The 19,107-nt window shown below is 64.3% G+C and carries 19 protein-coding genes; 11 read left to right on the top strand and 8 right to left on the bottom strand.

The annotated features are described in order from the left end of the window. Window positions 1–36: 36 nt before the first annotated feature. Complete coding sequence (locus tag EB835_RS00615) at window positions 37–1,797, top strand: VanW family protein (protein WP_240688447.1); 1,761 nt, start codon at window positions 37–39, stop codon at window positions 1,795–1,797. Between the two features lie 87 nt (window positions 1,798–1,884). Here EB835_RS00615 and EB835_RS00610 read toward each other — a convergent pair whose 3' ends face one another. Further along, a complete protein-coding gene (locus EB835_RS00610) occupies window positions 1,885–2,970 on the bottom strand; it encodes a GNAT family N-acetyltransferase (RefSeq protein WP_135807567.1) in 1,086 nt (361 codons plus the stop codon). 190 nt (window positions 2,971–3,160) lie between these two features. Here EB835_RS00610 and fdxA point away from each other — a divergent pair, with 190 nt between their 5' ends. The 3 genes from fdxA (at window position 3,161) to EB835_RS00595 (ending at window position 6,136) form a co-directional block, all read left to right on the top strand. Continuing rightward, the gene (gene fdxA / locus EB835_RS00605) at window positions 3,161–3,487 is read left to right on the top strand and encodes a ferredoxin (protein ID WP_135807566.1); all 327 of its coding nucleotides are present in this window, start codon (window positions 3,161–3,163) and stop codon (window positions 3,485–3,487) included. Window positions 3,488–3,490: 3 nt separating this feature from the next. Further along, window positions 3,491–4,609 (top strand): succinyldiaminopimelate transaminase, encoded by a 1,119-nt coding sequence (gene dapC / locus EB835_RS00600; protein ID WP_135807565.1) that lies wholly within the window; start codon window positions 3,491–3,493, stop codon window positions 4,607–4,609. 243 nt (window positions 4,610–4,852) lie between these two features. Then, window positions 4,853–6,136 carry a citrate synthase gene (locus tag EB835_RS00595; RefSeq protein ID WP_135807564.1) on the top strand — a complete coding sequence of 428 codons (1,284 nt, stop codon included), beginning with the start codon at window positions 4,853–4,855 and terminating at the stop codon, window positions 6,134–6,136. 767 nt (window positions 6,137–6,903) lie between these two features. Here EB835_RS00595 and dapD read toward each other — a convergent pair. Then, on the bottom strand, window positions 6,904–7,848 hold the full coding sequence (gene dapD / locus EB835_RS00590; protein ID WP_135807563.1) for a 2,3,4,5-tetrahydropyridine-2,6-dicarboxylate N-succinyltransferase: 945 nt from the start codon (window positions 7,846–7,848) through the stop codon (window positions 6,904–6,906). A 41-nt stretch (window positions 7,849–7,889) separates the two neighbouring features. On the opposite strand from dapD, the gene dapE reads away from it, so the two are divergent. The 6 genes from dapE to EB835_RS00560 all read left to right on the top strand — a co-directional run bounded on the left by dapE (window position 7,890) and on the right by EB835_RS00560 (window position 12,670). After that, window positions 7,890–9,056, top strand: a complete 1,167-nt coding sequence (gene dapE, locus EB835_RS00585) for a succinyl-diaminopimelate desuccinylase (RefSeq protein WP_135807562.1) — start codon at window positions 7,890–7,892, stop codon at window positions 9,054–9,056. Window positions 9,057–9,061: 5 nt separating this feature from the next. Further along, a complete protein-coding gene (locus EB835_RS00580) occupies window positions 9,062–9,874 on the top strand; it encodes an LOG family protein (protein ID WP_135807561.1) in 813 nt (270 codons plus the stop codon). Next, window positions 9,871–10,770: a dihydropteroate synthase gene (gene folP / locus EB835_RS00575; RefSeq protein WP_240688445.1), complete on the top strand. Its 900-nt coding sequence runs from the start codon at window positions 9,871–9,873 to the stop codon at window positions 10,768–10,770. The genes EB835_RS00580 and folP overlap by 4 nt, the downstream gene beginning before the upstream one ends. Window positions 10,771–10,793: 23 nt before the next feature. Further along, window positions 10,794–11,150 (top strand): DivIVA domain-containing protein, encoded by a 357-nt coding sequence (locus tag EB835_RS00570; RefSeq protein ID WP_135807560.1) that lies wholly within the window; start codon window positions 10,794–10,796, stop codon window positions 11,148–11,150. Continuing rightward, the gene (locus EB835_RS00565; RefSeq protein ID WP_135807559.1) at window positions 11,147–12,382 is read left to right on the top strand and encodes a hypothetical protein; all 1,236 of its coding nucleotides are present in this window, start codon (window positions 11,147–11,149) and stop codon (window positions 12,380–12,382) included. The genes EB835_RS00570 and EB835_RS00565 overlap by 4 nt, the downstream gene beginning before the upstream one ends. 117 nt (window positions 12,383–12,499) lie before the next feature. Then, window positions 12,500–12,670, top strand: coding sequence for a DUF3117 domain-containing protein (locus tag EB835_RS00560; protein WP_064485784.1), 171 nt, complete (start codon window positions 12,500–12,502; stop codon window positions 12,668–12,670). A gap of 79 nt (window positions 12,671–12,749) precedes the next feature. On the opposite strand, the gene EB835_RS00555 is transcribed toward EB835_RS00560, so the two are convergent. Both EB835_RS00555 and EB835_RS00550 read right to left on the bottom strand, forming a co-directional pair. Then, complete coding sequence (locus tag EB835_RS00555) at window positions 12,750–13,385, bottom strand: O-methyltransferase (protein WP_135807558.1); 636 nt, start codon at window positions 13,383–13,385, stop codon at window positions 12,750–12,752. Window positions 13,386–13,421: 36 nt separating this feature from the next. Then, window positions 13,422–13,754: an MGMT family protein gene (locus EB835_RS00550; protein ID WP_135807557.1), complete on the bottom strand. Its 333-nt coding sequence runs from the start codon at window positions 13,752–13,754 to the stop codon at window positions 13,422–13,424. An 82-nt stretch (window positions 13,755–13,836) separates the two neighbouring features. On the opposite strand from EB835_RS00550, the gene EB835_RS00545 reads away from it, so the two are divergent. Further along, complete coding sequence (locus EB835_RS00545; RefSeq protein WP_135807556.1) at window positions 13,837–14,280, top strand: twin-arginine translocase TatA/TatE family subunit; 444 nt, start codon at window positions 13,837–13,839, stop codon at window positions 14,278–14,280. A 74-nt stretch (window positions 14,281–14,354) separates the two neighbouring features. On the opposite strand, the gene EB835_RS00540 is transcribed toward EB835_RS00545, so the two are convergent. The 4 genes from EB835_RS00540 to EB835_RS00525 all read right to left on the bottom strand — a co-directional run bounded on the left by EB835_RS00540 (window position 14,355) and on the right by EB835_RS00525 (window position 18,800). After that, a complete protein-coding gene (locus tag EB835_RS00540; protein WP_135807555.1) occupies window positions 14,355–15,776 on the bottom strand; it encodes a polysaccharide deacetylase family protein in 1,422 nt (473 codons plus the stop codon). Window positions 15,777–15,780: 4 nt separating this feature from the next. Continuing rightward, a complete protein-coding gene (locus EB835_RS00535) occupies window positions 15,781–16,902 on the bottom strand; it encodes an Mrp/NBP35 family ATP-binding protein (protein ID WP_135807554.1) in 1,122 nt (373 codons plus the stop codon). Between the two features lie 69 nt (window positions 16,903–16,971). Further along, window positions 16,972–17,523, bottom strand: coding sequence for a DUF1003 domain-containing protein (locus EB835_RS00530; protein WP_135807553.1), 552 nt, complete (start codon window positions 17,521–17,523; stop codon window positions 16,972–16,974). A 2-nt stretch (window positions 17,524–17,525) separates the two neighbouring features. Next, window positions 17,526–18,800, bottom strand: coding sequence for a magnesium transporter MgtE N-terminal domain-containing protein (locus EB835_RS00525; RefSeq protein WP_135807552.1), 1,275 nt, complete (start codon window positions 18,798–18,800; stop codon window positions 17,526–17,528). Window positions 18,801–19,107 lie beyond the last annotated feature (307 nt).

Below are 19,107 nucleotides of genomic sequence, written 5' to 3'. Positions count from 1 at the left end.
CGCAGCGAATCAGTCGATATCGATACTCTCGGGAGAATGATGCCGACCAAGACCCTATCCGATGGAACCTCGAACCCCGGCGGGCCCGACCCGTCCGGCAGCGATGCCCGGAAGAAGACGATCTGGCCCTTCATCCTCCTGGCAGTACTCGTGCTGGCCGCGATCTACATCGCGATCGGCTTCTTCAGCGGACGAGTGCTGACGCCGGGGACGACCGTGGCCGGAATCGACATCGGCGGCAAGTCCGCGACGAATGCCGAGACCACTCTGCGCAATGAGCTGCGGGACGAGGCAGAGAAGGGCATCGTCCTGAAAGCAGGGGAGCCGACCGCGAAGGTCGACCCGGACAAGGCCGGAATCACCTTCGACGCCGAAGCCACGGTCGATCGCGTCACCGGCTTCAGTCTCGACCCCACCGTCATCTGGCACCGCCTGTTCGGTGAAGACGAGGTCGCGCCCGTCATTCACGTCGATGAGAAGAAGTTCGACGAGGCGACCTCGAAGGTCACCGAATCCCTCGCCGTCGAACCCACCGACGCAGAACTCGAATTCGACAAGACCGCACCGAAGATCAAGGACGGCAAGAAGGGCCAGACCGTCGACTCCGCGGATGTGCGCACCGCCATCGACGAGCATTGGCTGCGCGCCGACGATGCTCTGCCGGTCAGGCCGACGAGCATCGATCCCGATATCACCACGGCCGAAGCCGAAGACATGGCCGACGGATTCGCGAAAGACGCCGTGAGCAAGGACCTCACGATCACGGCGAAGCCGGCGAAGGACGCGGACTCCGAGGTCAAGGGCGGTGACCTCACCGTATCCCCGAAGACCGTTGCGAAGACTCTGACTTTCAAGGCCGAGGATTCGAAACTCACACCGGTCTTCGACAAGGACGAGCTGCAGAAGTCCGTGCTCGCAGCGAACAAGGATATCGGGAGACCTGCCGAAGACGCCTGCTTTGAGATCAAGGACGGCAAGCCCCAAGTGGTGCCCTCCCGCGATGGAATCGGCATCAAGGCCGATGAGCTGACCACTGCTGTCACCGACTCCATCAACGGCAAGGACGACAAGCCGACGGTCACCCTGTCCTCCGTCAAACCCGATTTCACGACGAAGGACGCGAAGAAGGCCGATGTCTCCGATACCATCTCGCACTTCTCCACCGGATACAGCTCCGAACCCAACCGCGATACCAACCTGCGCGTGGCCTCGAAGAAGGTCTCCGGCACCGTGCTCCAACCCGGTGAGCAGTTCTCCCTCAACGAAGCATTGGGCCAGCGCACTGCCGCGAACGGCTACAAGCCTGCCGGTGTGATCTCCGAGGGGCAGATGAAGGAAGACTATGGCGGGGGAGTCTCACAGGTGTCGACGACACTGTTCAATGCCGCATTCTTCGCAGGCTTCGGCCTCGATGAACACCAGGCGCATTCGCGTTATATCTCCCGATACCCAGAAGGTCGGGAGTCGACCCTCGACTGGTCCTCCATCGACATGAAGTTCACGAACAATTCGAAGACCCCGGTCGTCCTCGACATGTACCTCAAGGACGGTGAGGTCCACGCGAAGGTCTTCGGCGCCAAGAAGTACGAGGTCTCAGCCGACGCTTCGGACCGGTTCGACCACACCTCGCCGGGTTCGGTCACCGAAAGCGGATCCTCGTGCACCCCGCAGTCACCGAAGGGCGGCTGGTCGATCCGGATCACCCGGACGTTGAAGGACATCGCCTCGGGTAAGACCACGAAGGACGGCTTCACCACGGTCTATCGGCCGGTGAATGAAGTCGAGTGCAAGGACTGAGCCCTCGCGGCACGGGCCTGCGATGAAATGATCAGGCCTGCTGCGCTCTGAGCGGACGCACCCAGGGCAGGGTGCAGTCCCGGCCGGTCAGCGGGCCTCGGCGTACCAGGACCTGTGCCGCACAGCGGCCCCGAGAGAGGCGAAGAGATTCAACGACGCTTCGTTGCTCGACTCGATGTCGACGAGGTAGGACCGGACTCCGCGCTGAGCGAGCAGCGCTGCTGCGGCAGCGGTCACCGAGCGTCCGGCGCCGCGTCGGCGCAGGTCGGGTCGGGTGATGAGGTTGGTGATGATACCCCACTTGCTGCGCTCGACCACTCGGCAGGCCGCCACCATCGAACGGGACCCATCGGGATGCTGGGCATAGGCAGTGACGAACTCACATGGCTCATCGGCTTCGATGAGCGTACGGAACGCCTCTTCCGCTCGCGGCTCCTCTCCCGGGCTGCGTTGGGACGTCCACGCGGCGAAATGCTCCGAAGTCGGCGCCTCGGAGACGTCGATGATCAGACCGGGAGCGGCCGCCTCGGCGGGGGAGGGCGCATCACCGGCCGCCTCAGCCGTGGCACCGGTGAGCAGGAGAACCGCCTCGGACGGGGTGTAGCCGCGAGCCGAGAGGAGGGGAGCGAGTCCCTCGCATTCAGGCGCAAGCGTCGAGGAATCGTCGGCGGAATAGATCTGGACGCGACTGGGCCTGCCTCGATTCCGATACCACTCTTCGACAGCATCAAGACCCTGCTCCCAGCCCAGTCCCGTGTCGGTAATCGGCAGACAGGAATTGGCTCGGCGGGTCGCGGACTCCGAACTGCGCAGCAGCCAGCCCTTCTGCAGCAGGCTGACATCAGCCGCAGCCTCGGTGCCTTCGTTGCGCAGGTTCTCCACGTGCAGCCAGGACACATCGTCAGGAAGCCAGGCGGCCGCGGAGATGCGCCGCAGATCCACCGCGGAGACGATCTCATGGGTACGTCCGGCCTTCGTCGGAGCCGGGGGCACCTCGTGGACGAGGAGGATCTGGCCGCGAGCGATGCGCAGGGGTCCGCGCTTCGTATCGATTTCGAGCCCCGCCTCGTCGACGGCTGTGATGACGCCGAGGGCATCGGACGTGGAATGGGTGTCGCCGGGGTCGAGCGAATACCGTACGACCACTCGTCTGCCGGGCTGCAGATCGTCCACTTCTGGCCTTCCTCCGCGAAATTGATGCACTCCCACCCTATGACACGGCGGTGCCGGCCGGGCGCAGGCGTGAGCGGGGATGTCAGATGCAATGTGAATCACCTGAGACCGGTGGTCACGGGAATCGGACGAAGGCGTATTGTTGGGTGTATATGCGCACCATCTGTGAGTCTTTCGAGGAGTCAGTCCAGTGACGTACATCATTGCCCAGCCCTGTGTCGACCTCAAGGACAAGGCCTGCATCGACGAATGCCCCGTCGACTGCATCTACGAGGGCGAACGCAGCCTGTACATTCATCCCGACGAATGTGTCGACTGCGGTGCGTGCGAACCGGTGTGTCCCGTCGAAGCCATCTTCTATGAAGACGATGTGCCCGACGAATGGGAAGAGTACTACAAGGCCAATGTCGAATTCTTCGACGACCTCGGTTCGCCCGGAGGTGCCGCGAAGCTCGGCAACACCGGCAAGGACCATCCGATCATCGCCGCCCTGCCTCCGCAGCCCCACGACGACTGAACGATGACGAACTCTTTCGGCCTCGACCTGCCAGATTACCCCTGGGATCGTCTCACTGATCTCCGTCGTCGCGCCGCGGAGCATCCCGACGGAGTGTGTGACCTCTCCATCGGCACTCCTGTCGACCCGACCCCCGAGGTGATTCGTCGCGCCCTGGCCGAGGCCGGAGACGCCCATGGCTACCCGACGACGGCAGGAACGGCGCAGCTGCGCGAAGCCATTGCGTGGTGGTATGAGAATTGGCATTCGGTGCAGCTCGATCCCGCAGCCGAGATCCTGCCGACCGTGGGCTCGAAGGAGCTCGTGGCCTGGCTGCCGACTCTGCTTGGACTCCGTCAGCGCGGTTTGGCCGTGGCCTGTCCATCCGCCGCCTACCCGACCTATGAGATGGGTGCGACGATCGCCGGAGTCGAATGCCGCCGCCTCGACGTCGCGCAGATCGTCGACGGAGCCTCGTTGGAGGGCGTGGGACTGCTGTGGATCAACACTCCGAGCAACCCGACGGGCGAGGTCCTCGCTGTCGACACACTCGCCGAGGTGGTCCGCCGGGCTCGAGCCGCCGGAGTCGTCGTCGCCTCCGACGAATGCTACGGACTGCTCAATTGGGAATCCGATGAGCCTGCACCGAGTGTGCTCTCGGCCGCGGGGGTGTCCTATGCGGGCGTGCTCAGCGTGTATTCGATGTCGAAGCAGTCGAACCTCGCCGGTTACCGGGCTGCGTTCGTCACCGGCGATGCCGAGCTCATCTCCGACCTCACCCGTTCACGAAAGCACGCGGGAATGATCGTGCCCTTCCCGATCCAGCAGGCCATGGTCGCCGGTCTGCGCGATACTGAGCATGTGCTGGCACAGAAGGAGACCTATCGATCTCGACGTGATCAGCTGCGATCGGGGCTCGAAGCCTTCGGCTTCCGGATCGACCATTCGACCGCCGGCCTCTACCTGTGGTCGACTGCGGACAAGAACTGCTGGGACTCCCTGGCCGACCTCGCCGAACTCGGCATCGTCGCAGGCCCCGGCGAGTTCTACGGAGCGGCAGCGACCAACCATGTGCGGATTGCGCTGACCGCGACCGACGAACGCATCCAGGCTGCGGCCGACCGTCTGCGTGCCGGCGCGTAGAAGGGCAGTACGGTGAAACGGGAGCACGTACGAGGAATCCGATGGTTTCCGAGCGTCCGCTAAGTTTCCGCTCAGTCTTCATGCATGGCGAAAAATTGGCATTTGTCCAGGTCAGAGGTATTACTGACCGGTAGATGCAGAGTTCAGTGATTTTCTGATTCCCGCAGTAGTCGGTAGTCTTTGAGAGAACTGTGCAAAACACCTCAGGAAGTTCTTGGGGTCGGTCAACGGTGAGGAGATCGAATGACTTCGGAGGCGAACCTCAGGATCGCTGATACGGAGCTGACACTGCCCGAGGTGTCAGCAACAGCGGGCAACAACGGATACCGTATCGGCTCTCTGCTGAAAGAGACCGGCACGGTCACATACGATCCAGGGTTTGCCAACACCGCAACCACCTCGTCGTCCATCACCTACATCGATGGTGACGAAGGTGAACTGCAGTACCGCGGATACCCGATCGAACAGCTCGCTGAACAGTCGAACTTCGTTGAAGTCTGCTACCTCCTCATCTACGGTGAACTGCCGACTCAGGAACAGTACGACGCGTTCGATTCCCGCCTGCGCGGACACACCATCGTCCATGAGGACCTGCGTCGCTTCTTCCGCGCGTTCCCGTACGATGCCCATCCGATGCCTATGGTTGCAGCTGCCGTCGCGGCTTTGTCGACGTTCTACCAAGATGACCTCGATGTCTTTGACGAAGACCAGATCGACACCTCGTCGTTCCGGCTGCTCGCGAAGATGCCGACCATCGCGGCTCTCGCGCACCGGAAGAACATGGGTCTGCCGGTCATCCACCCGGATAATTCGCTCAGCCTCGTGGAGAATTTCCTGCGTGTGAACTTCGGCGTTCCCGCTGAGGAGTACGAGCCGGACCCGCTGGCAGTCAAGGCCATGGATCAGCTCTTCATCCTCCATGCCGATCACGAGCAGAACTGCTCGACTTCGACGGTCCGACTCGTCGGCTCCTCACAGGCCAATGTGTTCCAGTCGATCTCGGCAGGCGTCAACGCCCTCGCCGGACCTCTGCACGGCGGTGCGAACTCCGCCGTTCTCGAGATGCTCGAGCAGATCGCGGCGTCCGACGACGGGCCGAAGAAGTTCATGGAGCGCGTGAAGAACAAGGAAGACGGCGTCCGTCTCATGGGCTTCGGCCACCGCGTGTACAAGAACTACGATCCGCGCGCGAAGATCATCAAGAAGACCGCCGACGAGGTCCTCGCCCGTTCCGGCGGCGACCCGCTGCTCGAACTGGCTCAGCAGCTCGAAGAGATCGCGCTGGCCGACGATTACTTCGTCGAGCGCAAGCTCTATCCGAACGTCGACTTCTACACGGGCCTCATCTACAAGGCTCTCGGATTCCCGACGAACATGTTCACCGTGCTGTTCTCGGTCGGTCGTCTGCCTGGCTGGATCGCTCAGTGGCGCGAAATGATCAAGGACCCCGAGACGAAGATCGGCCGTCCCCGCCAGATCTACACCGGCGCATACAATCGCGACTACACGGAGATCAGCGACCGCTGAGTCCCTATGCTCAGCGGTCTGCTTCAACGCAGGCAGCTGAGCGCGGCTGCGGCACAAGGGCTGTCGGGGCAGACGCAACGGCGTCGGAGCAGAGTATTCTGCCCGGCGCCGTTGCGCATTCGGTCATCACCTCTGGCGTCCCACTTCCCTCCCGCGGCTTCCCTCACCCGGCATCGTTCACCGCTCCCGGTGCGTCCTTCTCGCGGGCTTTCCTCACACGGCATCCCTCACCGCTTCCGGTGCTTCCTACCGATCTCGGCTTTCTGCGCCGCTGTTGACGTTTCCTCCAGGTACCTGCGGATCCATCACCGTCAGCAGCAGATCCTCCCGCAGGACCAGTATGTCCAGCCGCTGCGGGTGAGGGTTGCAGAGTTGAGCGGCTGACAAGTCGCCTACGGGCGTTCGTCTCGTGCGCCGGCATCCCGCACCGCTGGCGGCTCTTCCTACACCTGTCTGAGCATCCCTCACTCTTCGTGCCTTAACCTCCAGCAGGAGCGGGTCGTTGTGGCATTCACGGGGCGTATTGCTGCGAGGACGGCGTCGTGGCGCGAAGCATGTGGGATGCGGCAGCCGACGCGGGGGTGAATGCGCTGAGGGCGCGTCCACGTGATGTGAACGCGCCCTCTGCGGAGACTGCTGTGGCGGTCGCGCCCGACGGCTGCGTGCGCCGGCCCCGCGGTAGTCGGGCCGGGTGGAGCTGCTGTGGCGGTCGCGCCCGATGGCTGGGTGTGGTGGCCCGGCGGCAGTCATGCCGTCCCGACTGCTGATCAGTGCAGGTCGGGGTTGAGCTCGATGCCCTTGGAATCGCGGGAGATCGCCTCGACAGTGCCGGTCACCGAATTGCGACGGAAGAGGATGTTGTTCTTCCCGCTGAGTTCGGCGGCTTTGACCACGGCATCGTCTTCGCCGGGAATCGTCACGCGGGTGCCGGCAGTGATGTACAGGCCGGCTTCGACGATGCAGTCGTCGCCGATGGAGATGCCGACACCGGCATTGGCGCCGAGCAGGCTGCCCGAGCCGATGGAGATGCGGTGCGTGCCGCCGCCGGAGAGCGTGCCCATGATCGAGGCTCCGCCGCCGATATCCGATCCGTCGCCGACGACGACGCCCTGAGAGACGCGTCCTTCGACCATGGCCGAACCGAGCGTACCTGCATTGAAGTTCACAAAGCCTTCGTGCATGACCGTGGTGCCGGGAGCCAGGTGAGCACCGAGGCGGACACGGTCGGCATCGGCGATGCGCACACCGGAGGGGATGACGAAGTCCGTCATCCGCGGGAACTTGTCGAGTCCGTACACAGCGACGGGCCCGCGGGCGAGCAGCTTCGCGCGGGTGGCCTCGAAGTCCTCGGGGGAGCAGGCGCCGAAGGAGGTCCACACGACGTTGGCGATATGACCGAAGATGCCGTCGAGGTTGACATCGTTCGGTGCCGCGACGCGATGCGACAGCGCGTGCAGACGCAGGTAGGCATCGGCCGCCGAGGCGGGGCCGGCGTCCAGATCGATCGTGGTGGTGACGACCTCGGAGCGGGTGCCGCGAGCCTCGTCGGTGCCCACCAGCGCGTCAAGGCCATCATCGGCGGCACGGGCGGTGGCGGCCGCCTCGGCGGTGTCATGGGTATCACCGGTGCTCAAGGCGGGGTACCAAACAGAGAGGACGGTGTCGGAATGAATCGTGGCTAGTCCACGTGCGGAAACAATGCGTTCTGTCATGCCTCAAGCCTAGACGGTGGCACCGTACTAGGCTAAGAGACATGACTGTCGATCCATCTGCTGAGACTGATGCCATATTCGCGCCCACCGGTGACCTCGGTGAGTACCTGTTCGCCGCACTGGGCGACCCTGCCGAACTCACCGGTCGCCTGTGCGCCGTCGAATCCGTGTCCGGGAATGAGACTGCTCTGGCCGATGCCGTCGTCGACGTGCTCGAGAGGATCAGCGCGGGACCGGGGCCGGACCTGGAGATCCTCCGCGACGGTGACACCGTCATCGCTCGCACGAACCTGGGGCTGGCCGAACGCATCGTCGTCGCCGGCCACCTCGACACCGTTCCCGTCGAAGGCAACCTTCCACCTGTGCGCACTCACATGTCCGGTGAGGACTACCCCGATGACGAGGTCATCTGGGGTCGCGGCGCCTGCGATATGAAGGCCGGAGTGGCGATGCAGCTGTCCACTGCTGCCGCGCTGACCGCCCCGAACCGCGATGTCAGCTGGGTCTTCTACGACCATGAGGAGGTCGATGCCTCGCTCAACGGGCTCGGCCGGGTCTCCCGCAACCATCCCGACTGGCTGAGCGGTGACTTCGCGATCCTCGGCGAACCCTCGAACGCCTCGGTCGAAGGCGGCTGCAACGGAACCATCCGCGTCGACGTCACCACTTCCGGAGTCCGTGCCCACTCGGCCCGCGCCTTCATGGGTGTCAACGCCATCCACTCCGCCGCCGAGGTGCTCACCCGGCTCGCCGAATTCGAGACTGAGACCGTCACGGTCGACGGCCTCGACTACCGCGAATCCCTCTCCGCTGTGAACATCCGCGGGGGAGTGGCCGGCAACGTCGTGCCCGACGAATGCGTCGTGTCCGTGAACTATCGCTTCGCTCCGAGCAGATCGGCGGCCGCCGCCGAGGAATTCCTGCGCGAGCTCTTCACCGGATTCGACGTCGTCGTCACCGACGCCGCCGAAGGCGCACGCCCCGGACTCGACAGGGCGATCGCCCAAGACTTCATCGACACACTCGGACTGTCCCCGGCCCCTAAGCTCGGCTGGACCGACGTGTCACGGTTCAGCGCACTCGGTGTTCCGGCGGTGAATTTCGGCCCCGGCAACCCGTTGTATGCCCACAAGTCGGATGAGCATGTGAGAGTCACCGAGGTGGAACAGGCCACCTCGACTCTGCGCAGCTACCTCCAGGCTCGGTGAAACAGATGACCAGATCGAGAGACGACGCGACCGACGACCCGGCAGGCGACGCTGGCTTCTACAACAAGGGGCCGCTGCGGCTGAGCGGTGACCAGGTGCCGGCGACGACGACGGACCAGCGACTCCTCGAGTCGAAGTCGGGCACCGACTGGGTGCACGAGGATCCTTGGCGGGTCATGCGGATCCAAGCCGAGTTCGTCGAAGGCTTCGGCTCTCTGGCCGAGATCGGACCGGCCGTGTCGATCTTCGGCTCCGCCCGGCTGAAGACCGGCACCCAAGCCTATGCGGACACCCGCGAGATCGCCCGCCGCATCGCTGAGAACGGCAATGCGATCATCACCGGCGGAGGACCCGGAATCATGGAGGCCGGCAACCGCGGTGCATGTGAGGGCGGGGGAGTGTCCATCGGACTGGGCATCGAGCTGCCCTTCGAAACCGGACTCAACAAGCACGTCGAACTCGGCGTGAACTTCCGCTACTTCTTCGTCCGCAAGACCATGTTCCTCAGATATTCGCGCGGATTCGTCGTCATGCCCGGCGGCCTCGGCACTCTCGATGAGCTGTTCGAAGCCCTCACCATGCTCCAGACCGGCAAGATCACCTCATTCCCGATCGTGCTCTTCGGCACCGACTACTGGCGCGGACTCGTCGATTGGATGAGCAAAACCCTCCTCGCCTCGGGAACGATCAGCGAAGCAGACCTGACCATGTTCACCCTCACCGACGACATCGACGACGTCGTCGCCACCATCGGACCCGGATCGAAACCGAATGGCACGGCCTCCACTGTCTCGAATCCTGCGAACGGCCGATCGTGAGAGGCGACACCTCAGCACTGCCGGAGTCCGATCGGTTCGACCTGGCTCGAGCCCGGCCCGGGACCCCAGCGATCATGGCCGTGATCAACCGCACCACCGACTCCTTCTACGAATCCGCTGCCACCCTCGATGAGGCGATCGTCGCAGTGGAGGACGCCGCCTCCGCAGGTGCCCAGATCGTCGACATCGGTGGAGTGCGTGCCGGTCGTGGCCGGGAGATCACCGTGGACGAGGAGATCGACCGCGTGTGCCCGACCATCGAAGCCGTGGCCCAGGCCCACCCGCACGTGCTCATCAGCGTCGACACTTGGCGTCATGAGGTGGCCGAGGCCGCCTGCACGGCCGGTGCGGGACTGCTCAATGACACCTGGGCCGGAGTCGACCCGGAGCTCGCCGAGGTGGCCGCTCGACATGAGGTCGGCATCGTCTGCTCCCATACCGGGGGTCTGAGCCCGCGCACCGATGCCCACCGCAGCCGTTATGGTCTGCATGCCGGGGACGTCGTCGACTCCACCCTGGCCGGCGTCGTCGAACTCGCCGAGGCGGCCAGTGCGGCCGGTGTCCCCGAGGAGCGGATCATCATCGATCCCACCCCGGACTTCGGTAAGAACACCTACCATTCGCTGCGGCTGCTGCGAGAACTCGAGCGGTTCACCGGCAGCGGCTATCGGGTGCTGCTCGCCATCTCACGCAAGGATTTCATCGGAGAGGCCATCGGTGACGTCGGCCCAGGGGAGCGCCTGTACGGCACGATTGCCGCGACCGCACTGGCCGTCGAGAAGGGGGCGGCGATGATCCGCACCCACGATGTGCGTGCCACCGCAGACGCCATCGATGTGACCTTGGCGATCACCGGTGCGGCGGCGCCGAAACACACCGTGCGCGGACTGCGCTGACGCTCCTATGCGAAAATGGTCCTATGCCTGTGTGGATTGTGATCGGTGTCGCGGCCGCCGTGTTCGTCCTCGTCTTCGTCGTCGCGGCGACCTTCAACGTCTTCTCTTCCGAAACCGTCGATGAGGCTGAAGAACGTTGGACCGGACTGCCTGAGGAGTTCACCAGCGAGGACCTGGAATCAGTGCGATTCCGTCCCGCACTGCGCGGCTATCGGATGGAAGACGTCGATGCGGCCATGGCGGCGCTGCGCTCACGCCTGAATGAGCTCGAAGCCGCGGCCGGCACTGCGGCCGGCACTGCGACCGCGTCCACATCCGCTCTCGACGTTGCCCAGAGCACATCTCCCGACGGACCGGAAACGGCTGCCGGACCACGATGAGCCGCCCCGCAGACCTGCCCGGAATCACTCTCGCCCCCGAAGTCTTCGACTCTTCCCGCTTCAGCCGCCTCGTCGCTCTGTTCATGACCCTGCCGGTGTGGCTTCAGGCTGTGGCCGTGTACTTCGTCTCCCGCGTCGTGAGCCTGTCGATCTTCGCTGCGGTGCTCAAACGCCAAGACCCGGCGAACTGGTCATCATCCCCGGTGACGACGACGCTCAATGACTTCCTCAACTTCTGGGACGGCGGCTGGTACGGCCGCGTCGCCGACGAAGGCTATCCCCGCATACTGCCCGTCGATGAGTCGGGGGCAGTCGCGGAGAACCAGTGGGCGTTCTATCCGCTGCACCCCTCGATCGTGTCCACTTCTGCCGACCTCACGGGGCTGAGCTACGAAGTCATCTCACCGATCGTGTCCACGATTGCCGCCGGTCTGGCCGCGATCGTCATCCTCCACCTCTTCCGGAAGTACGTCGATGCCGGTCAGGCTCTGATGGGGCTGGCGCTGGTGATGTTCTTCCCATCGGCGGCGATCTTCTCCACCGGATACGCCGAATCCCTGACCCTGCTGCTCCAGGCGACAGCGCTGTTCCTCGTCGTCGAGCGGCGCTATCTCACCGCCCTGCCGGTCGTCGTCTTCATGGACCTGTCCCGGCCGATCGGTGTGGCGTTCTCGTTCTTCATGCTCTTCCACCTCATCGACCGTCTGCTTCGCCGCCGCACCGATCCCTACCCGGTCGGTGAGGTGGTGCGGTCCTGGACCCTCGGCGTGCTGTCCTGCGTCGCGGCCCTCATCCACCCGATCCACGCATGGTGGGCGACGGGATCGCTGACGGCCTACACCGACACCGAGGCGGCCTGGCACACCGGTGAGACCACGTTCGTCGTGCAGTGGGTGGCCCAATCGATCAACCTCATCGGTCCACTCGGACCGGTGCTGCTCGTCATCGTCATCGCCGGAACGCTCGCCCTGATCTTCTCCCCGGCCGGAGCGCATATGGGCCGGACCCTGCAGCTGTTCTGCCTCGGCTACGGCCTCTATCTGCTCATCTTCTTCAACCCCCAGACGTCCACCCTGCGGCTCCTGCTGCCACTGTTTCCGCTGGCGCTGACTTTGGCGCTGGTGCGTTCACGCGGTTATCGGGCCGCGATGCTGGTGGCCTATATCCTGCTCCAGATCGTCTGGGTCGCCTACCTGTGGCACTTCACTCCGCCCGCCGATCTGCCTCCGTGATCATCCGTTGAGTGGGAGAGTTACCGGGAACGCGCGGATCATGGGATAATCTTGAGTACAACAGTCGGTCCACCTGGTGTGAACCGTCTTTGCATGACAACGGAAGGAAGAGCCCATATGGCAGCCCAGAAACCCCGCACCGGCGACGGACCTCTGGAAGTGACCGAAGAAGGCCGAAGCATGGTGATGCGGCTTCCAGTCGAAGGCGGAGGCCGCCTGGTGATCGAACTCAGCAGAGACGAAGCCACCGGGCTCCACGACACTCTCGCCCAGACACTGGGGCTCTGAGCCGACGGCCGCAGCGCACGGCCGGTCGGAACTGCACGAACAGCAGAGACTTACTTGTGAGTCTCTGCTGTTGTCGTATTCACCGGGTCTTCTGCAGGAGCAGCAGGCCTTCTCCGATGGGCAGAAGCACTCGCTCGAGGTGTTCCTGTTCGGCGATGCGGTTGAGCATGCCGCGGGCCGCCTGGGTGCGCGGACTGCGGTCGACGGGATCGGCGACGGCGCCCTTGAGCAGTGTCTTGTGGATGACGAGCAGACCCTGAGAGTCGAGCAGTCGCAGCGAGGGCTCGATCATCCTCTCCAAGTTGCCCGGCTCCACGTCGATGAAGACCATGTCATACGCTGAGGGGGCGAGCCGTTTGAGCACCTCTTCGGCACGGCCGCTCATCAGCCGCAGCCGACCCGGCCTGATCCCGGCCATATCGACGAGATCTCGTGCTGCACTCTGCGTCGTCGAATTCGTATCGATTGACGTCAGAATCCCGGCGGTGGGCATTCCGCGCAGCAGCGACAGCGTCGAGGTGCCCACCCCGGTACCGACCTCGACGGCGGCCACGGGAGTGAGCAGTCGGGCCAGCAGCGTCAGTGTCTTCGCCGTGGTCTGTGAGACCGGTGCGATCCCGAACTCATGAGAGTGGGTGCGAGCGGCATCGAGCAGCGGATCGGGACCGTTGTACTGCTCAGAGAAGGTGAGATCACCTGCATTTTCGCGTGCCAACCGGCCCCTCCCTTCTGCTGCTGAGTTGTCCCAAGTCTAACCGCATTCGGGTTCGATCCCGCGGGTGCGCCACAGCCGATCGAGTTCATCGACATCGAGGAACGCCGTGCGTTCGACGCGTTCATGCGAGTGCGCAGTGCCCTCCTGATCCCAATGGATGCGGGCACGGGCGAAGATCTCCGGAGGCAGGATCCCAGCGGCGTTGACGACCCGCCACCATGTGACGTTCGACCCGAATTCCCGCATCACCCGACCGACGTAGCGCGGTGAGCAGTCGGCGACGGCGCCGATCGTCCCATAGGCGACGACGCGGGCGGCCGGGACCAGCTCGACGATCCGCAGCACCCGTTCGACGGCTACCTCGTCCACTGGGCCTCCCGGCAGAAGCGGGTTGTCGAAGCTGTGCTGACCATGAGTCGATGCTACCGCCGTCCACGGTAGACTTGAGATCATGTTGGGTATCAACGGCACCGAAATGGTGATCCTGGTCGTTGTGGCCTTGGTCGTGATCGGACCAAAACGCCTGCCCGAATATGCTCAGAAGCTGCGGGACCTCGTGCGTCAGATGCGTCGGATGGCCGAAGGGGCGAAGGACAGCGTCCAGCGTGATTTCGGCGACGACTTCAAGGATGTGGACTGGCAGAAGCTCGATCCGCGCCAGTATGATCCGCGTCGGATCGTTCGGGAAGCACTCGTCGAAGAGGACGCGGCCATCCGCGAGTCCAAACGTCACGAACAGACCTCCCCTGAGCTGGCCTCCGCTGATTCCTCGGACACCGTCACCGGCACCGAGGCAGCCCCCACTCGGGAGAGATCACCCATCGAACGGTTCCAGGCCCAGGTGGACCTGCGCGACCGTTCCACTGCGGCGCCGTTCGACTCCGAAGCAACCTGAGATCAGCGCCGACGGCATCGGCACCGCATCGTCGGCATCCCGAGCTCGCTGGAGTCCGCCGTCGTCCTCGCAGCTCAGTTCTTCATCACAGCGGGATGCTCAGGATTCGAGCACAGCTCATCTGCGTAGCCGCGGCAGAAGTACGATCCGCCCTTCTTCAACGTGATTCCGGAGAAGAGCTCGCGCACTGTGACCGCGTAGAGTCCCTTGTCGGCCACGGCCGAGAACACCGCCGGAGCAGCTTCGGCGGTGGAGGGATGGATGGAGTGCATGAGTACGACCGAACCGGGGCGTGCCTGCGACTTCACGCGGCTGACCGTCTTCTTCGCATTCTTGTTCTGCCAGTCTCCGGTGTCGACGTCCCAGATGATTGCGGGGCCGCCCAGACCGTATGCTGAGCGTTTGTCGAGGGCTCCATAGGGAGGGCGGATGAGGGGCTGTTCCTTCACCCCGACCGACCGCAGTGAGCGGCCGGTCCGGTCGATCTCTTTTCGGTTCGTCGTCGAGGGGGTCGTGTCCATCCGGACATGCGAGAAGGTGTGATTGTCGACCTCGTGTCCGGCATCGATGATCCGCTCGGCCACCTCGGGGGCGGCATCGGTGTTCTGCCCGAGGAAGAAGTAGGTCAATCGGATGTCAGCCTCATCGGCGGCATCGAGGATCTTCTGCTCGGTCTGCGCTTCTCCGGGGCCATCGTCATAGGTCAGGGCCACACAGGGCAGCAGAGCACAGGAGAAGTCGGGGGACCGCTGGTCTCCGGGCTGTGGCAGCTCGAGGGCGCTGTGCAGCGCCTTCTGGACTCGGTCGCCGATGGAGGAGAGGTCGGTGTCGGAGACAGGGTCGTCATCGATCGTCAGCGTTCCCGTGTCATCAGCGCCGACAGCTGCGGGGTCGACGGGTGCGGCGAAGAGTCGGCGGGCATCGACGGTGCGGTCGTGAGCGAGGTCGGTGAGCAGGAGCCTCGTCCGCTGGTGTGGTGAGTCCGTGTCGACGGCAGTGACGACGAAGTGTCCACCGCCGGCCAGCACGCGAGTGCTGATGTCGACGGCGCGCGGGTCGACTCGGGATGATCGGCCGTCGTCGAGGTCCGTCTGAGCGGGGGCGAACGCCGCCGTCGGCCATCGATGGGCCGGTGCTGTCCGGACAGGGTCGAAGGCGGCGCGATCGGCGAAGGCACCGGACTCCTCGATCATGGTCAGCACATGCGCCTCGATCGCCGAGTTCAGCGAGTCGGACGCAGGCAGGCCGAAGGTGTGGATGTCCAATCGGGGTGTGCGCTTGGCAGACACCACCGCATAGCTGCGCATCGCGGCGGCGAGGACATCTCGGTTCTTCGCGGCGGTCACTCTCTGCGCAGCGTCCACCGACTGCCTGGGCATGGGGTCGCCCCGGTAGGCCGTGACGATGGCTCCGGCCAAGAGGATGAGAACGGTCAGGGTGCTGAGAACGGCGAAGACCGAGTAGACCAGGGTGTCGCGAGGGGAGAGAGGAGACACCGACTCAGACCGGGCTCAGTCCCAAAGACCTGCCCGATAGGCCCCTGCTGCGTCGCCGCACCGACTCGGCGAGGATGTCGAAGGCCTGAGCGGCAGGTGACTCGGGGGTGCCGAGCACGACCGGTGCACCGGCGTCCGAACCTTCGCGCAGGCGAGTGTCCAAGGGGATCTGGGCGAGAAGCGGAACCTCGTGTTCGAGAGTCTCGGAGAGGTTCGCGGCGACACTGGTGCCGCCGCCGGATCCGAAAACCTCCATCCGGGTGCCGTCGGGCATCTCCATCCAGGACATGTTCTCAATGACTCCGGCCAGCTTCTGCTTCGTTTGGGTGGCGATGGATCCGGCCCGCTCGGCGACCTGCGCAGCTGCTGCCTGCGGTGTGGTGACGACGAGGAGCTCGGAATCCGGCAGCAGCTGAGCCACGGAGATCGCGATATCCCCCGTGCCGGGAGGCAGATCAAGCAGGAGGACGTCGAGGTCGCCCCAGAACACATCCGTGAGGAACTGCTGCAGCGCACGGTGGAGCATCGGTCCGCGCCAGACCACGGCCTGGCTCGGGGGGACGAACATCCCGATGCTCATCACCTTCACGTTGTGGGCGATCTGCGGCAGGATCATCTCATCGACTCGAGTCGGTTTTCCGGAGAGACCGAGCATGCCTGGGATGGAGAAGCCGTAGATATCGGCATCGACGATTCCCACGCGCAGGCCCTTGTCCGCCAGAGACACGGCCAGGTTCGCGGTCACCGACGACTTGCCGACTCCGCCTTTTCCAGACGCCACAGCATAGACCTTGGTCAGAGACTCGGGGCGATTGAACGGGATGTCGCGGGTGCCGCTGCCCTGCAGCTTCTCCTTCATCGCTCTGCGCTGTTCGGGACTCATCGTGCCCAGGACGACGGCCACCTCGGTGACTCCGTCGACACGGGCCACTGCCGCTTCCGTGTCTCTGGTGATCGTGTCCTTGAGGGGGCACCCGGCGATTGTGAGGAGAACCGTGACGGTGACCTTGCCGCCGTCGATGCTGATCGATTCGACCATATCGAGCTCGACGATGCTGCGGCGGATCTCCGGGTCGATGACGCCGGTCAGTGCCTCTCTCACTGCGTCCTCTGAGGGACCAGTCATGCCCACGTCCTTTCCTGCCAGGATCAGTGCTCCCGAGGCTTCAACCCTACCGCTTCGGCAGCCGTCTCGTCATCCGCCCCTGGGGCCGCCTCGACGGTGTTCTTCGGCTTCGGAGTCGACTTCTTCGGACCGGCTCCCGTCCTGCCTGTTCTCCTCCTCCAACTCCTTGAGCAGATCCTTGAGCTCGGAGCGGATGAAGTCACGGGTGGCGACCTCGCGCATGGCGATGCGCAGTGCCGCGACCTCCCGTGCCAAGTACTCGGTGTCGGCGAGGTTGCGTTCGGCACGCTGCCGGTCGTGTTCGAACTCGACGCGGTCCCGGTCGGTGCTGCGGTTCTCCGCGAGCAGGATCAGCGGGGCCGCATAGGAGGCCTGCAGAGACAGGATGAGCGTCAGCAGTGTGAAGTTCAGCGACCGCGGGTCGAACTGCCATGATTCGGGCAGCAGGGTGTTCCACACCAGCCAGACGGCACAGAACACCGTCATCCCGACGAGGAACGCCGGAGTGCCCATGAATCGGGCGAAGGCTTCTGCCCCGCGTCCGAAGGTCTCGGGGGAGACGGTGAAGCTCGGCAGTCGGCGTCTGCTCGACCGAGGGATCTCGAAATCATCGACGGCCATATCTACCCCCTGCTGCGATCATCACGACCGGTGGTTCGCCAGTCCTCGGGCAGAAGCTCGTCGAGGACGTCATCGACGGTGACCACACCGACGAGGCGATCGTTCTCGTCGGTGATCGGCACCGACACCAGATTGTACGCGGCCAACAGCTTCGCCACCTCGCCGAGAGGAGTCTCCGGCGACAGCGGTTCGACCTCCGTGTCCAGCATGATGCCCACAGCCTCATGCGGCGGATGCCGCAGCATCTCCTGAATGTGGACGAGACCCAGATACTTGCCGGTCGGGGTCTCCACAGGCTGACGGCAGACGAAGACCGCAGCGGCCAGGGCCGCAGGCAGGTCCTCTCTGCGGACATGGGCGAGGGCTTCGGCGACGGTGGCTTCCGGGGTCAGGATCACCGGTTCGGTCGTCATCAGACCACCGGCGGTGTCGTCGTCGTAGGCCAGAAGTGTGCGCACATCTTCGGCCTCATCGGGCTCCATCAGGGTCAGGAACCGTTCGGCCTGATCATCGCTGAGTTCACCGAGGAGGTCAGCGGCGTCGTCGGGGGCCATCTCCTCGAGCACGGTCACGGCTCGTTCGGTTTCAAGGCCGGTGAGGATCTCGATCTGGGTTTCGGCCGGCAGCTCTTCGACGACGTCGGCGAGACGTTCGTCATCCAGTGCCCGGGCGACCTGAAGACGGCGGGCTGAGTTCATCTCGAAGAGCACATCGGCGAGGTCAGCAGGCTTCGTGTCCTGATAGGCGGCGATGAGCTGGGTGGCTTCCTGATCGACCTCGGAATCAACCGGATGGTCGGCGTCCGTCCAGTCGATCTGCTTGGTCTCGCCCCGGCGGCGGAAGGCTGCGAAGGCGCTGCGTTCGGGCACACGCCGCACGAACAGCCGAGTGACCTCCCAATCCTTGTTCACCTGCTGTTCGATGCCGACGTCTTCGACGAGCACCGGCGAACCGTCTTCCCGCAGACGCAGACGCCGGTCGAGCAGATCGTTCATCACCAACGTCTCAGACTCACGCTGCTCGAAGCGGCGCATATTCACCAGACCCGTAGTGATGACCTGCCCGGAGTCGATCGCGGTGACCCGACCCATCGGCACGAACACGCGTCGCCGTCCCGGCACCTCGACGACGAGGCCGATGACTCTGGGGAACTGACGCATCGTCGCCCGGTAGACGACGACGGCGTCTCGAACGCGGCCGACCTGATCTCCGAGAGGGTCGAACACAGGGGCGGATACGAGCCGGGCGACGAAGACTCTTTTCGGTGGACCACTCATGGTCTCAGACTACGTGGTGCGTGGACTCCTGAGAGGCCGAACCCGCGAATTGAACCCAGATCACAGTCGGCGGCGGTGAGCACGGTGGGCATCGGGTTCCACTCGGACTCTTTTCCTATTCATCAAGCAGTCCTGCCTTCTTCACCTCGTTGTCGCACCGTCTCCCTAGGGTCGTTTCTCGGCAGAACCCGCCACAGTCGAATACAGGAGAAATCCATGCAGACACGACGAATCCGTCCGCGCACCGCTGCCGCAGGTTTGGGAGCCTGCGCCGCGCTCTCGCTCTTCGCCCCGCTTCTCTCTCCCG

Origin of the sequence: Brevibacterium sp. S22, from assembly GCF_004745485.1 — a bacterium.
Classification (GTDB): domain Bacteria; phylum Actinomycetota; class Actinomycetes; order Actinomycetales; family Brevibacteriaceae; genus Brevibacterium.
Note: the sequence above shows the minus strand (reverse complement) of the source record. Positions and strands in the feature narration are given on the sequence as shown.

Excerpts from the sequence above, each read along its gene's own strand:
- EB835_RS00615 (WP_240688447.1), top strand. The coding sequence starts at position 37 with ATGATGCCGACCAAGACCCTATCCGATGGAACCTCGAACCCCGGCGGG.
- dapC (WP_135807565.1), top strand. The coding sequence starts at position 3,491 with ATGACGAACTCTTTCGGCCTCGACCTGCCAGATTACCCCTGGGATCGT.
- EB835_RS00595 (WP_135807564.1), top strand. The coding sequence starts at position 4,853 with ATGACTTCGGAGGCGAACCTCAGGATCGCTGATACGGAGCTGACACTG.
- dapD (WP_135807563.1), bottom strand. The coding sequence starts at position 7,848 with ATGACAGAACGCATTGTTTCCGCACGTGGACTAGCCACGATTCATTCC.
- dapE (WP_135807562.1), top strand. The coding sequence starts at position 7,890 with ATGACTGTCGATCCATCTGCTGAGACTGATGCCATATTCGCGCCCACC.
- EB835_RS00580 (WP_135807561.1), top strand. The coding sequence starts at position 9,062 with ATGACCAGATCGAGAGACGACGCGACCGACGACCCGGCAGGCGACGCT.
- EB835_RS00570 (WP_135807560.1), top strand. The coding sequence starts at position 10,794 with ATGCCTGTGTGGATTGTGATCGGTGTCGCGGCCGCCGTGTTCGTCCTC.
- EB835_RS00565 (WP_135807559.1), top strand. The coding sequence starts at position 11,147 with ATGAGCCGCCCCGCAGACCTGCCCGGAATCACTCTCGCCCCCGAAGTC.
- EB835_RS00560 (WP_064485784.1), top strand. The coding sequence starts at position 12,500 with ATGGCAGCCCAGAAACCCCGCACCGGCGACGGACCTCTGGAAGTGACC.
- EB835_RS00545 (WP_135807556.1), top strand. The coding sequence starts at position 13,837 with ATGTTGGGTATCAACGGCACCGAAATGGTGATCCTGGTCGTTGTGGCC.
- EB835_RS00535 (WP_135807554.1), bottom strand. The coding sequence starts at position 16,902 with ATGACTGGTCCCTCAGAGGACGCAGTGAGAGAGGCACTGACCGGCGTC.
- EB835_RS00530 (WP_135807553.1), bottom strand. The coding sequence starts at position 17,523 with ATGGCCGTCGATGATTTCGAGATCCCTCGGTCGAGCAGACGCCGACTG.
- EB835_RS00525 (WP_135807552.1), bottom strand. The coding sequence starts at position 18,800 with ATGAGTGGTCCACCGAAAAGAGTCTTCGTCGCCCGGCTCGTATCCGCC.